General features: G+C 72.5%; 12 protein-coding genes and 3 pseudogenes. 10 read left to right on the top strand and 5 right to left on the bottom strand.

What is annotated here, in order from left to right; genetic code table 11:
* Together ABZT03_RS34445 and ABZT03_RS34440 are read left to right on the top strand one after the other, a co-directional pair.
* Entirely contained in the window at positions 1 to 957 is a 957-nt protein-coding gene (locus ABZT03_RS34445; protein WP_356046766.1) for an ABC transporter substrate-binding protein, read from the top strand.
* Positions 958 to 1,039: 82 nt separating this feature from the next.
* The gene (locus ABZT03_RS34440) at positions 1,040 to 1,525 is read left to right on the top strand and encodes a carboxymuconolactone decarboxylase family protein (RefSeq protein WP_356046764.1); all 486 of its coding nucleotides are present in this window, start codon (positions 1,040 to 1,042) and stop codon (positions 1,523 to 1,525) included.
* A gap of 201 nt (positions 1,526 to 1,726) precedes the next feature.
* Here the strand turns inward: ABZT03_RS34440 and ABZT03_RS34435 are convergent.
* Positions 1,727 to 2,038, bottom strand: a pseudogene (locus ABZT03_RS34435) (monooxygenase); the annotation flags it as partial.
* 125 nt (positions 2,039 to 2,163) lie between these two features.
* Here ABZT03_RS34435 and ABZT03_RS34430 point away from each other — a divergent pair.
* Positions 2,164 to 2,518: pseudogene (locus ABZT03_RS34430) on the top strand (DUF3050 domain-containing protein).
* Here the strand turns inward: ABZT03_RS34430 and ABZT03_RS34425 are convergent.
* Positions 2,499 to 3,359 carry a DMT family transporter gene (locus tag ABZT03_RS34425; protein ID WP_356046791.1) on the bottom strand — a complete coding sequence of 287 codons (861 nt, stop codon included), beginning with the start codon at positions 3,357 to 3,359 and terminating at the stop codon, positions 2,499 to 2,501. The pseudogene ABZT03_RS34430 and the gene ABZT03_RS34425 overlap by 20 nt on opposite strands.
* 241 nt (positions 3,360 to 3,600) lie before the next feature.
* On the opposite strand from ABZT03_RS34425, the gene ABZT03_RS34420 reads away from it, so the two are divergent.
* The 3 genes from ABZT03_RS34420 to ABZT03_RS34410 all read left to right on the top strand — a co-directional run bounded on the left by ABZT03_RS34420 (position 3,601) and on the right by ABZT03_RS34410 (position 6,976).
* On the top strand, positions 3,601 to 5,052 hold the full coding sequence (locus ABZT03_RS34420; RefSeq protein ID WP_356046762.1) for a glycine hydroxymethyltransferase: 1,452 nt from the start codon (positions 3,601 to 3,603) through the stop codon (positions 5,050 to 5,052).
* 133 nt (positions 5,053 to 5,185) lie between these two features.
* The gene (gene trpS, locus ABZT03_RS34415) at positions 5,186 to 6,262 is read left to right on the top strand and encodes a tryptophan--tRNA ligase (RefSeq protein WP_356046761.1); all 1,077 of its coding nucleotides are present in this window, start codon (positions 5,186 to 5,188) and stop codon (positions 6,260 to 6,262) included.
* A gap of 135 nt (positions 6,263 to 6,397) precedes the next feature.
* Positions 6,398 to 6,976, top strand: coding sequence for a 2'-5' RNA ligase family protein (locus tag ABZT03_RS34410; protein ID WP_356046759.1), 579 nt, complete (start codon positions 6,398 to 6,400; stop codon positions 6,974 to 6,976).
* A gap of 20 nt (positions 6,977 to 6,996) precedes the next feature.
* On the opposite strand, the gene ABZT03_RS34405 is transcribed toward ABZT03_RS34410, so the two are convergent.
* Complete coding sequence (locus ABZT03_RS34405; protein WP_356046757.1) at positions 6,997 to 7,752, bottom strand: decaprenylphospho-beta-D-erythro-pentofuranosid-2-ulose 2-reductase; 756 nt, start codon at positions 7,750 to 7,752, stop codon at positions 6,997 to 6,999.
* Positions 7,753 to 7,819: 67 nt separating this feature from the next.
* Positions 7,820 to 9,169, bottom strand: coding sequence for an FAD-binding oxidoreductase (locus tag ABZT03_RS34400; protein WP_356046755.1), 1,350 nt, complete (start codon positions 9,167 to 9,169; stop codon positions 7,820 to 7,822).
* A gap of 196 nt (positions 9,170 to 9,365) precedes the next feature.
* On the opposite strand from ABZT03_RS34400, the gene ABZT03_RS34395 reads away from it, so the two are divergent.
* The 4 genes from ABZT03_RS34395 to ABZT03_RS34380 are packed head-to-tail and all read left to right on the top strand — an operon-like array spanning position 9,366 to position 12,190.
* On the top strand, positions 9,366 to 9,881 hold the full coding sequence (locus ABZT03_RS34395; protein WP_356046790.1) for a phosphatase PAP2 family protein: 516 nt from the start codon (positions 9,366 to 9,368) through the stop codon (positions 9,879 to 9,881).
* Entirely contained in the window at positions 9,874 to 10,845 is a 972-nt protein-coding gene (locus ABZT03_RS34390; RefSeq protein WP_356046754.1) for a decaprenyl-phosphate phosphoribosyltransferase, read from the top strand. The genes ABZT03_RS34395 and ABZT03_RS34390 overlap by 8 nt, the downstream gene beginning before the upstream one ends.
* Positions 10,842 to 11,288 (top strand): GtrA family protein, encoded by a 447-nt coding sequence (locus ABZT03_RS34385; protein ID WP_356046753.1) that lies wholly within the window; start codon positions 10,842 to 10,844, stop codon positions 11,286 to 11,288. Before ABZT03_RS34390 ends, ABZT03_RS34385 begins: the two co-directional genes overlap by 4 nt.
* Positions 11,276 to 12,190 carry a YihY/virulence factor BrkB family protein gene (locus tag ABZT03_RS34380; RefSeq protein ID WP_356046752.1) on the top strand — a complete coding sequence of 305 codons (915 nt, stop codon included), beginning with the start codon at positions 11,276 to 11,278 and terminating at the stop codon, positions 12,188 to 12,190. The genes ABZT03_RS34385 and ABZT03_RS34380 overlap by 13 nt, the downstream gene beginning before the upstream one ends.
* Here ABZT03_RS34380 and ABZT03_RS34375 read toward each other — a convergent pair.
* Positions 12,144 to 12,405 (bottom strand): annotated as a pseudogene (locus ABZT03_RS34375) (hypothetical protein); the annotation flags it as partial. The gene ABZT03_RS34380 and the pseudogene ABZT03_RS34375 sit on opposite strands and share 47 nt — an antisense overlap.

Raw genomic sequence — 12,405 nt, 5'->3', positions numbered from 1 at the left:
ATGCGCGTCCGTACGACATCCGCGGTGGCCGCCGGAGCCGCCCTGCTGCTGCTCACCGGCTGCGGCGCCGCCGACATGACCAAGCAGGCCTCGCCGTTCGCGAACGCCCGGGGCGCCAAGACCCTCACCCTGTCCGTGCAGTCCTGGGTGGGCGCGCAGGCCAACGTCGCCGTCGCCCAGTACCTCCTGGAGCACAAGCTCGGCTACCGCGTCGACACCGTCCAGGTCGACGAGGTCCCCGCCTGGGACGCGCTCAGCCAGGGCCGCGTCGACGCGATCCTGGAGGACTGGGGCCACCCCGACCAGGAGAAGCGGTACGTCGACGACAAGAAGACGATCCGGCGCGGCGGCGGGCTCGGGGTGACCGGGCACATCGGCTGGTACGTCCCGACGTACTTCGCCGAGCGGCACCCCGACGTCACGAACTGGAAGAACCTGAACAGGTACGCCGATCAGTTCCGCACCGCGGAGAGCGGCGGCAGGGGCCAGCTGATGGACGGCTCCCCGTCCTACGTCACCAACGACAAGGCGCTGGTGAAGAACCTGAAGCTGAACTACCAGGTGGTGTTCGCCGGTTCGGAGGCCGCGCAGATCACCCAGATGAAACAGTTCGCCAAGCAGAAGAAGCCCTTCCTGACGTACTGGTACGCCCCGCAGTGGCTGTTCAAGAAGGTCCCCATGACCGAGGTGAAGCTGCCGCCGTACAAGGAGGGCTGCGACGCCGACCCCGACAAGGTCGCCTGCGCCTACCCGCACACCCCGCTGCAGAAGTACCTCAACGCGGACTTCGCGAGGAGCGGCGGCAAGGCGGCGGCCTTCCTCAAGAAGTTCACCTGGACGACCGAGGACCAGAACGAGGTCTCCCTGCTGATCGCCGACAAGAAACTGGCACCGGAGGAGGCGGCGAAGAAGTGGGTCGACAGCCACCCGTCGACCTGGAAGGCATGGCTGTCGTGATATTCGCCGTGCGCGTCCGGCCCGCGTCGCCTTTTCCGGCGACCGCGCCTCGGGTGGTCGTTTCCATGGATGGAGTCACCCCATGAACAACAGCGATTCCATATCCCGCGTGGCCCTGAAGAAGAAAACCCCCGGTGTTTCCGCGGCGATGGGGTCGCTGCACGGTGCCGCCGTCTCCGCGGCGCGGGACGCCAAGGTCGAACCGGAGATCCTGGAACTGGTCAGGATCCGCGCCTCGCAGGTCAACGGGTGCGCGTTCTGCCTCGACATGCACACGAAGGACGCCCGCGCCCAGGGCGAGACCGAGCAGCGCCTGTACGCCCTGAACGCCTGGCGTGAGACCCCCTTCTTCACCGAACGGGAGCGCGCCGCACTGGCGTTGACCGAGTCGGTGACCCTCGTCCACGACGGTCACGTACCGGACGCGGTCTACGCAGAGGCCGCCGCCGTCTTCGACGAGGACCAGGTCGCGGCCCTCATCTGGGCTATCACCGTCATCAACGCCTACAACCGGATCGCGATCGCGACGCGCATGGTTCCGGGCGCTTATCAGCCTGCTCGGAGTTGAATCCGCATTCGGGCAGCGGAAAGCGCGCCGGGTCGATTCCCTTTCGACCCGGCGCTCTTTTTGCCGGCAGTGAATTCAGTCGACCGGCAGCATTTCCATGATGCCGTCCGGCCATTCCCGCACCGCGCGCGATTCCCGCCGTTCGCGCGGTTTCCCGGCACACGCGACCGCCGGTCGGGTCATCACCGGACGGCTTCCTCCTCAGTACGTCCCGGTCGCCGCCGGTGCCCCGCTCCGGGGCCCGTACGGGGCGTGCTCCAGCCACGACCCGCAGCGGGGCAGCACGGGCGCGAGGGCCGCCGCCGCCCGCTGTCCGACCCGGACGATCCGCCGCCGCGGCCGCAGATGCTCCAGCGCGGCCCCGGCGGCGGCGCTGTTGAACAGCCCGGCCGCACGCCGGACTTCGGCGAACCCGGCGACCGCGTCCGCCGTACCCCTCGCGACGGCCTCCGCCGCGGCGGCGGCGTCCGCGATCCCGCTGTTCATGCCGCGCGCGCCGACCGGCGGGAAGAGGGGCGGCGGCCAGCCCCGGAGACATCCCGTCGAGCAGGCCGAGGGTCTCGCGGTGCACGAACAGGGCTTGGCTGCCCGGCCGTTCACGGTCCTCGGGGTCCGCCTCCAGCCCGGCCGCGCTCCGTGTGGCCCGGGTGCCCGCCCCCGCCGCCGAGTTCGTGCGCACGACCTCCTCGATCATCGCCGACCGGCCGCTGCACTGCCGGGCGGCCGCCTTCGCCTTCTCCCGCGAGGACCTCATCCCGGACATGTTCGACCAGGTCGTCAGCAAGGAAGGCACCGAGGGATCCCCGCTCTTCCGCGACTACCTGGCCCGCCACATCGAGGTCGACGGCGAGGAACACCCCCATGGCCATGCAGATGGTCGCCGACCTCTGCGGCACGGACGACACCCGCTGGCAGGAGGCCGTCGAGACGGCGACCCTCGCACTCCGGGCGAGGATCCGGCTGTGGGACGGCGTCACGGAGGCGACGGCCTGACGAAGGGCGGGTCCGCGGGCTCCTCCGCCGGCAACTCCCCGAACCGCGCCAGCGCGAGCGCCCCCAGCACGGCCACGGCGAAGCCCAGCACGGCCAGCCACGCCAGGCCCTCCCGGGTACGGTCGCCCAGCCACACCACGCCCACCAGCGCAGGCCCGATCGTCTCCCCGATCACCATCCCGGCCGTGGCCGTCGTCACCGAGCCGCGCTGGAGCGCCGAGGTGAGCAACAGGAACGCGGCGCCCCCGCCCAGCAGCAGCGCGTACACCGAGGGGTCGGTGACCAGCGCGCCGGGCGACACGTCGTCGATGAGCCGGACCGACACCTCCACCACCCCGAACCCGCAGCCGGCGCCCAGCCCGAGGACCAGTGCCCGCCCCCGCTCCGGGAGGCGTCCGCCGACCGCGCCCAGGGCCAGCACGGCGGCCGCCATGGCGAGCATCGCGTACTCCAGGGCCTTCGGCCCGGTCCCGTCGCCCTCCGTCCCGGAGGCCAGCCCAAGCATCCCGAGCCCCGCGCACACCACCGCCACCGCACCCCACTCCGGCCGGCTCAGCCGGACCCGGAGCAGTCGCGCCGCGACCACCGCGGTCACCGCGAGGCTCGACGCCAGCGCGGCTCCCACGGCGTAGATGGGCAGGGAGCGCAGCGCGGCGATCTGCAGCACGAAACCGGCGCCGTCCAGCGCGAGCCCGGCCAGATACCGCCACTGCCGCAGCGCGCGCAGCAGCAGCGCCGCGTCCCCGCCGCTCTCACCCCGGGCGGCCGCGGCCCGGGTGGCGACCGCCTGCAACACCGTCGCCGTACCGAAGCAGACCGCGGCCCCGAGCGCGCACACCATTCCAAAGAGCACGAGGCGACTGTAGGGGAGAGGATCACGGGCGCGGCTCCGCGGCGGCTCCGCGTCCCGTTATCGCATGGTGGACGCCCACCTGCGGTGTACGGGCCACCCGGTAGGCTGGCCGGCGGGCCGTGACTGGCGCGCTGGGATGGGACGGACCATCGGGGAGCGGCCCGGGAACGAGTGCCGTGCGCCTGGGCCGAACCGTGAACGCTGAACGCCACGCCGTCCGGAGGCCGACATGTCAGAGCAGCAGCCCCTCTCCACCGAGTCCACCGCCTTCCGAGCCGCCCTCGACGTGATCCGCGCCGTCGAGCCGCGCGTCGCCGACGCCATCGGGCAGGAGGTCCACGACCAGCGCGAGATGCTGAAGCTGATCGCCTCCGAGAACTACGCCTCCCCGGCGACCCTCCTGGCCATGGGCAACTGGTTCAGCGACAAGTACGCCGAGGGCACCGTGGGCCGCCGCTTCTACGCCGGCTGCCGCAACGTCGACACCGTCGAGTCGCTCGCCGCCGAGCACGCCCGGGAACTCTTCGGCGCCCGCCACGCCTACGTCCAGCCGCACTCCGGCATCGACGCCAACCTCGTCGCGTTCTGGTCCGTGCTCGCCGACCGGGTGGAGGTGCCGGCCCTCGCCAAGGCGCGCGTCCGCCAGGTCAACGACCTCTCCGACGCCGACTGGGCCGAGCTGCGCCGGGCGTTCGGCAACCAGCGCATGCTGGGCATGTCCCTGGACGCCGGCGGCCACCTCACCCACGGCTTCCGCCCGAACATCTCCGGCAAGATGTTCGACCAGCGCTCCTACGGCACGGACCCGGCCACCGGCCTGATCGACTACGACGCCCTGCGCGCCACCGCCCGCGACTTCAAGCCGCTCATCCTCGTCGCCGGCTACTCCGCCTACCCCCGCCTGGTGAACTTCCGCGTCATGCGCGAGATCGCCGACGAGGTGGGCGCGACCCTCATGGTCGACATGGCGCACTTCGCGGGCCTGGTCGCGGGCAAGGTCCTCACCGGCGACTTCGACCCGGTCCCGCACGCCCAGATCGTCACCACGACCACCCACAAGTCGCTGCGCGGCCCGCGCGGCGGCATGGTGCTGTGCGACGACTCCCTCAAGGACCAGGTCGACCGCGGCTGCCCGATGGTCCTCGGCGGCCCGCTCCCGCACGTCATGGCCGCCAAGGCCGTCGCCCTCGCCGAGGCCCGGCAGCCCTCCTTCCAGGACTACGCCCAGCGCATCGTCGACAACTCCCGTGCCCTCGCCGAGGGTCTGATGAAGCGCGGCGCGAGCCTGGTCACCGGCGGCACCGACAACCACCTGAACCTCATCGACGTCACCTCCTCCTACGGCCTCACCGGCCGCCAGGCCGAGGCCGCGCTGCTCGACTCCGGCATCGTCACCAACCGCAACGCCATCCCGGCCGACCCCAACGGCGCCTGGTACACCTCCGGCATCCGCATCGGCACGCCCGCCCTGACCACCCGCGGTCTGGGCACCGCCGAGATGGACGAGGTCGCGGGTCTCATCGACCGCGTGCTGACCACCACGGAGCCCGGTACGACGAGCAAGGGCGCCCCGTCCAAGGCCCAGCACGTCCTCGACCCGAAGACCGCGGACGAGATCTCCCGCCGCGCCACCGACCTCGTGGCCGGCTTCCCGCTCTACCCGGAGATCGACCTCGGCTGACCCGCCGGCCGCCCGCGTACCGCGCCCCACCGGGGCCGCATCGACCGACGATGCGGCCCCGTCCCACGTCCGGGCACCCCTCGGGCGCCGCCGGGGGCCCAGGGTTCCGGACCGCACCCCGCGACCTGAGAGAATGGTGAACATGGCCTCTGACCGCCCACCCGTCGCCCCCCAGCCCCCTCGACCGAGGCGCTCCGCGCCGCTGGGTAGTTTGCGCGTGCTGTCCGGAATCCAGCCCACCGCGGGCTCGTTCCACCTCGGCAACTACCTCGGCGCCGTCCGCCAGTGGGTGGCCCTGCAGGAGTCCCACGACGCGTTCTACATGGTCGTCGACCTGCACGCGATCACGATTCCGCAGGACCCGGCGGAGCTGCGCGCGAACACGCGTCTGGCCGCGGCCCAGCTCCTCGCGGCGGGCCTCGACCCGGAGCGCTGCACGCTCTTCGTGCAGAGCCACGTCCCCGAGCACGCCCAGCTCGCCTGGGTGATGAACTGCCTCACCGGCTTCGGCGAGGCGTCCCGCATGACGCAGTTCAAGGACAAGTCCGCCCGGCAGGGCGCCGACCGCGCCTCGGTCGGCCTGTTCACCTACCCGGTCCTCCAGGTCGCGGACATCCTGCTGTACCAGGCCAACGAGGTCCCCGTCGGCGAGGACCAGCGCCAGCACATCGAGCTCACCCGCGACCTCGCCGAGCGCTTCAACGGCCGCTTCGGCGAGACGTTCACCGTCCCGGAGCCGTACATCCTGAAGGAGACGGCGAAGATCTACGACCTCCAGGACCCGTCGATCAAGATGAGCAAGTCGGCCTCCACGCCGAAGGGCCTCATCAACCTCCTCGACGACCCGAAGGCCACGGCGAAGAAGGTGAAGAGCGCGGTCACCGACACGGACACGGTGATCCGCTTCGACCGGGCGGCCAAGCCCGGCGTCAGCAATCTCCTCTCCATCTATTCGACCCTCACCGGGGCGGGTATCACGGAACTGGAGGAGAAGTACGAGGGCAAGGGCTACGGTGCGCTCAAGACGGACCTCGCCGAGGTCATGGTCGATTTCGTGACGCCGTTCCGGGAGCGCACCCAGCAGTACCTCGACGACCCCGAGACGCTGGACTCGATCCTGGCCAAGGGCGCGGAGAAGGCCCGCGCCGTCGCCGCGGAGACCCTCTCCCAGGCGTACGACCGGGTGGGCTTCCTGCCCGCCAAGCACTGAGCGCCACGGCGCATCCGCACCACCGGGCAGAGCGCTGCACATCACTACGACTGCGCCTGCCCACAACCCGGTCATGGCCGTACAGTCGATAGCCGGACGGCTGAGAACAAAACAGACACGACGACAGGAGACGAAGTGGGGACCGTAACGATCGGCGTGTCGATCGCGGTCCCGGAGCCTCACGGCAGCCTGATCCAGCAGCTGCGCGCGAGCTTCGGTGACCCCGCGGCTCACGGCATCCCCACGCACGTCACCCTGCTGCCGCCGACCGAGGTCGACGACGGTGAGCTGCCGGCCGTCGAGGCGCACCTCAGGAAGGTCGCCGCGGCCGGCCGGCCGTTCCCCATGCGGCTGTCCGGCACGGACACCTTCCGGCCGCTGTCACCGGTCGTCTACCTGCGGCTCGTCCGCGGCACCGAGTCCTGCACCCGCCTGCAGCAGCAGGTCCGTGCCGCCTCGGGGCCGGTGGCACGCGAACTGCAGTTCCCGTACCACCCGCACGTCACGGTGGTGCACGGCATCGAGGAGGCCGCGATGGACCGCGCCTTCGAGGAACTCGCCGACTACGAGGCCCAGTGGCCGTGCACCGGCTTCGCGCTCTACGAGCAGGGCGCCGACGGCGTCTGGCGCCAGCTGCGCGAGTACCCCTTCAAGGGCCCGGTGGTGCCGCCGCAGGCGGGACACGTCGAGCGCGGCTCGATCCCCACCCGCTGACCCGCCCGCCGCCCCGGCGGTCAGACCGGCAGCCGCCGGAACACCGACCGCGGCAGATGCCGTAGCGCCGACATCACCACGCGTAGCGCACCGGGCACCCATACCGTCTCCGACCGCCGCCGCAGCCCCAGTTCCACGGCCGCGGCGACCGCTTCGGGCGTGGTCGCCAGCGGTGTCTCCTCCCGCCCCGCGGTCATCCTGGAGCGCACGAAGCCGGGCCGTACGACCATGACGTGCGCGCCCGTGCCGTGCAGGGCGTCGCCCAGGCCCTGGGCGAAGGCGTCCAGGCCGGCCTTGCTGGAGCCGTAGATGAAGTTGGAGCGGCGGGCCCGCTCGCCGGCGACGGAGGAGAGGATGACCAGCGAGCCGTGGCCCTGGGTCTGGAGCGCGCCGGCGCTGACCAGGCCAGCCGACACCGCGCCCGTGTAGTTGGTCTGGGCGACGCGCACCGCCGCCACCGGCTCGCGCTCGTCCCGCGCCTGGTCGCCGAGGATGCCGAAGGCGAGCAGCACCATGTCGACGTCGCCGTCCGCGAAGACCTTCCCGAGCACCGCCTCGTGGGACGCGGGATCGAGCGCGTCGAAGGCGACGGTGTGCACGTCGGGCCCCAGCGCGCGCAGTTGGGCGGCGGCCGCCTCCAGGGCGGGGGACGGGCGGCCCGCCAGCCACACCGTGCGGGTACGGCGGGCGATCAGCCGGCGGGCGGTGGCCAGCGCGATCTCCGACGTACCGCCGAGGACGAGCAGGGACTGGGGAATGCCGAAGGCGTCCTTCACGACAGCTCCTAAGGGGTGGGGTGCCCGGCGGTTGCCGCCGGCCCGGGCGGGACTCTCGGGACCGGCCCTAGACCCCGAGGCGGCGGGACAGGTCGGAGGTGAACACCGCGTGCGGGTCCAGCTCCGCGCGCAGGGCGCGGAATTCGGCCAGCCGGGGGTACATGCCGGCGAGCAGTTCGGGGCGCAGTCGGGAGTCCTTGGCGAGGTAGACGCGCCCGCCGGCGGCGGCCACCTCCTCGTCGAGTTCGTCGAGCAGGACGCCGAGACCGGGCAGCCCGGCCGGGATGTCCAGCGCGAGCGTCCAGCCGGGCAGGGGGAAGGAGAGCCAGCCCGGGTCGGCGTCACCGAAGCGCTTGAGGACGGCGAGGAAGGACGGGCACCGGCGCCGCGACAGGCGCCGCACGACCGCGCGCAGGGTCTCCTCGTGGCCGTGTCCGACGGCGAACTGGTACTGCACGAAGCCGCTTCGGCCGTAGATCCGGTTCCAGTGCGGCACCCCGTCCAGGGGGTGGAAGAACGTGGAGAGGCGCTGGAGTTCGCCGCTGCGCGCGCGGGGCGCCCGGCGGTACCAGAGCTCGTTGAAGCAGCCCACCGTGGCCCGGCCGAGCAGCCCCTCGGGCAGGAGGGCGGGCGGCGCCGGCAGCCGGCCGGGGCGGAAGGACAGCGGGTCTCTGCGCGCGCGGGCGGACAGCGCGTCCAGCGGCGCGTGCTCGCCGCGGGTGAGGACCGCGCGGCCCGTCGCCGCGCCGCGCGCGAGCAGGTCGATCCACGCGACCGAGTAGCGGTAGCGGTGGTCGGTCGCCGTCAGTCGCGCCAGCAGGTCGTCGAGGTCCCGCGCGCGTTCGGTGTCGACCGACATCAGGGAGGTCTCCACCGGCTGGAGCTGGACCGTCGCCGTGAGGATCACGCCGGTCAGGCCCATGCCGCCGGTGGTGGCGTCGAACAGGGGGGTGCCGCGGCTCACCGTGCGGACCGTGCCGTCGGCGGTGAGCAGTTCCAGGGACAGGACGTGCCGGCTGAAGGAGCCCGACACGTGGTGGTTCTTGCCGTGGATGTCCGCGCCGATCGCGCCGCCGACCGTGACATAGCGGGTGCCGGGCGTCACCGGCACGAACCAGCCGAGCGGCAGCAGCACTTCCATGAGGCGGTGCAGGGACACCCCGGCGTCGCACAGCACGGTCCCGCCGTCGGCGTCGATCGCGTGGACGCGGTCCAGTCCCGTCATGTCGAACACCGCGCCGCCCGCGTTCTGCGCCGCGTCCCCGTACGCCCGTCCCAGCCCTCTGGGGATGCCCCCGCGGGCGCCGCAGTCCCGGACGGCGGCCACGGCCTCCTCGTAGGTCCGCGGGCGGATCAGACGGGCGGTGGTGGGAGCGGTGCGGCCCCATCCCGTGACGGAAACGGTGTCGGCAGACATGCGGGTGACCGTATCGCCCTTATGTGGACGATTAGTTCTTAAACATCACCTGCCTCCCCGAAATGGGTGATTAATGGGATGTCGCTCAATATTGCCGGAGTTCCGGCCGTGTTGACGTGAACAGTGAGTCTCCATGGACGACCTGGACCACCTGGACGACCTCGACGACATGCACGACCTCGACGACCTCGACGACATGGACCGACGCGGCCTCCGGGGTGTGGATCACCGCATCCTCTCCGTACTGCGTGCCCGCGCCGGCGACCCACGCGTCGCCGGCGCCGCGCGGGCCCTGTCCCGGGCCGGTGAACACGGCGCTCTCTGGCTGGCGGCGGGCCTCGCGGGAGCCGCCGTGGACCGGCGACGGCGGGGCGTGTGGCTGCGGGGCGCGGCACTCACCGCGGGCGCGCACGTCGTCAGCATGGGCGTGAAGCGGGTGGTCCGCCGGCCACGCCCCACGCACGTCGAGCCCCTCGTGCGCACCGCCGGCCGGCACTCCTTCCCGAGTTCGCACGCCGCCTCCGCCGCGGCGGCCGCCGTCGCCTTCGGGCCGCTGGGCGTGCGGGTCATCCCGCCGCTCGCCGCCGCCATGTGCGTGTCCCGCCTGGTGGCCGGTGTCCACTACCCCTCCGACGTGGCCGCCGGCGCCGCCCTCGGGGCCCTCACGGCGCGTCTCGGCGCGCGCTGGGCGACCGGGGGCCCGCGTGACTGAGACCGCCCCCGTCACCGACACCGCGCACGCGGCGCTCCATGGACAGCGTGGGGCCCGCAGGAGTCCGCCGCCGCTCCGCGGGGGCTCCCTCCCGCGCGGTCTCCTCAGAACCGCGCGGCCCAAGCAGTGGGTCAAGAACGTCCTGGTCGTCGCCGCCCCCGCTGCCGCCGGCCGGCTCTTCTCCGCCCAGGCCGCCACCCGGCTCCCGCTCGTGTTCGTCCTCTTCACCGCCTGCGCCGCCGCCGTGTACCTGGTCAACGACGCCCGCGACGCCGAGGCCGACCGCGCCCACCCCACCAAACGGCACCGCCCGGTCGCCGCCGGGCAGGTCCCGGTGCCCGTCGCCTACGCCGCCGGGGGCACCCTCGCCGTCCTCGCGCCGGCCGCCGCCGCCTGGCTGGTGTCCCCGGTGGTCGCGGCGCTGCTGACGGCGTACCTGGGCATGCAACTGGCGTACTGCGTCAGCCTCAAGCACGTCCTGGTGGTCGATCTCGTGGTCGTCACCACCGGGTTCGTGATGCGGGCCGTCGTCGGCGGGCTCGCCCTCGGCATCCCCCTCTCCCGCTGGTTCCTGATCACCACCGGCTTCGGCGCGCTGTTCATGGTGGCGGCCAAGCGCTACTCCGAAGCCGTGCAGATGGCCGGGAAGGCGGGCGCCACCCGCGCGTTGCTCACCGAGTACACCACCGGCTACCTGCGCTTCGTGTGGCAGCTGGCGGCGGGCGTCGCCGTCCTCGGCTACTGCCTGTGGGCCCTGGAGGAGGGCGGGGTGCCGCACACCGGCGTGCTGCCCTGGCGCCAGCTGTCCGTGATCGCCTTCATCCTCGCGATCCTCCGCTACGCCGTCTTCGCGGACCGGGGCACGGCCGGCGAACCCGAGGAGGTCGTCCTCGGCGACCGCGCGCTCGCCCTGATCGGCCTGGTCTGGCTCGCGATGTACGGCCTGGCCGTGGCGAACTGGTGACCCGGCGCGAGCTGCTCGGCTTCGCCGCCGCCGGCCTCCTCGCCTACGGCGCCGACCTGGCCCTGTTCACCTGCCTGCGCGGCCCCGCCGGGCTTCCCCCGCTGACCGCGAAGTCCCTCTCGTTCGTCGCCGGCTGCTCGGTGGCGTACGCGGGCAACGCCTTCGGCACCTACCGGCACCTGCGGCCCACGGGACTGCGCTCCTACGCCGTCTTCCTGGCGGTGAACGCCGCCGGCGCCCTCGTCCAGCTGCTCTGCCTCGCCGTGAGCCACTACGGCCTCGGTCTCACCTCCCAGCGGGCCGACACCGTGTCCGGTTCGGGAATCGGCATGGCGCTGGCCACGGTCCTGCGCTTCTGGGGCACCCGTACATGGGTCTTCCGCCGAGGGGGCAGAGTGGGATCATGGACTAGCGAGGGCAGGGTCGGATCATGGACTGGCTGAAAAAGCTCCCGGTCGTCGGGCCGCTGCTGACCCGGCTGACCCGCACGCACGCGTGGCGCTCCTACGAGCGGCTGGACCGGGTGCACTGGACCCGGCTCGCCGCCGCCATGACCTTCACCAGCTTCGTCGCGCTGTTCCCGCTGCTCACCGTCGCCGCCGCGATCGGCGCCGCCACCCTCAGCACCGAGCAGCAGAACGACCTCCAGGACAAGATCGCCGAGCAGGTGCCCGGGATCGCCGACCAGCTGAACATCGAGGGACTGGTCGCCAACGCCGGCGCCATCGGCCTCATCGCGGGCGCCGTCCTGCTGTTCACCGGCATCGGCTGGGCCGGCTCGACGCGCGAGTGCCTGCGGGCCGTGTGGGAGCTGCCCGACGAGGAGGAGAACCCGATCCTGCGCAAGGTCAAGGACCTGGGCATCCTCGTCGGGCTCGGCGGCGCCGTGCTGGTCACCCTCGCCACCTCCACCGTCGCCTCCGCGCTGGTCGGCTGGATCATCCGGCAGCTCGGCGTGGACGAGGGCGGCTGGGGCGGGGTCCTGCTGCGCACCGCCGCGTTCCTGGTCGCCGTGCTCGCCGACTTCCTGCTGCTCCTGTACGTCCTGACCCTGCTGCCCGGCGTCGAACCGCACCGGCGCCGCCTGATGGTGGCCGCGCTGATCGGCGCGGTCGGTTTCGAGCTGCTGAAACTGCTGCTGAGCGGCTACATGCAGGGCGTGGCCGCGAAGAGCATGTACGGCGCGTTCGGCGTTCCCGTCGCCCTGCTGCTGTGGATCAACTTCACGTCGAAACTCGTGCTGTTCTGCGCCTCCTGGACGGCGACGCAGAGCAAGGAGGTCGAACTCGCCCCCGAGGTCAGCGGCGACGTCGTACCAGATCCGGCAACGGCCAACGGCGGTTGACCAGGAACGCGCCCGCCGCGAGCAGCACCAGCAGCCCGCCGGCGATCGCCAGCGCGACCCCCGCGCCGCGGGAGCCGCCCCCCGAGGTGGCGCTCGCCACCGGCTTTGCCGAAGCCCCGGCGCCGGCCACGGCTCCGGCTCCGGCTCCGGCCGCGGTGGTGGTGCCGGACGAAAGCCTCACCATCCCGGCCGCGCCGACATGCCGCCGTCCACCA

Origin of the sequence: Streptomyces sp. NPDC005574 (genome assembly GCF_040605435.1) — a bacterium.
GTDB lineage: Bacteria > Actinomycetota > Actinomycetes > Streptomycetales > Streptomycetaceae > Streptomyces.
The sequence above is the reverse complement of the archived record's forward strand: the minus strand, read 5'-3'. Positions and strand labels throughout refer to the sequence as shown.

Coding starts and splice junctions, on each gene's coding strand:
- ABZT03_RS34445 (WP_356046766.1), top strand. CDS start 1: ATGCGCGTCCGTACGACATCCGCGGTGGCCGCCGGAGCCGCCCTGCTG.
- ABZT03_RS34440 (WP_356046764.1), top strand. CDS start 1,040: ATGAACAACAGCGATTCCATATCCCGCGTGGCCCTGAAGAAGAAAACC.
- ABZT03_RS34425 (WP_356046791.1), bottom strand. CDS start 3,359: ATGGTGTGCGCGCTCGGGGCCGCGGTCTGCTTCGGTACGGCGACGGTG.
- ABZT03_RS34420 (WP_356046762.1), top strand. CDS start 3,601: ATGTCAGAGCAGCAGCCCCTCTCCACCGAGTCCACCGCCTTCCGAGCC.
- trpS (WP_356046761.1), top strand. CDS start 5,186: ATGGTGAACATGGCCTCTGACCGCCCACCCGTCGCCCCCCAGCCCCCT.
- ABZT03_RS34400 (WP_356046755.1), bottom strand. CDS start 9,169: ATGTCTGCCGACACCGTTTCCGTCACGGGATGGGGCCGCACCGCTCCC.
- ABZT03_RS34395 (WP_356046790.1), top strand. CDS start 9,366: ATGGACCGACGCGGCCTCCGGGGTGTGGATCACCGCATCCTCTCCGTA.
- ABZT03_RS34380 (WP_356046752.1), top strand. CDS start 11,276: ATGGACTGGCTGAAAAAGCTCCCGGTCGTCGGGCCGCTGCTGACCCGG.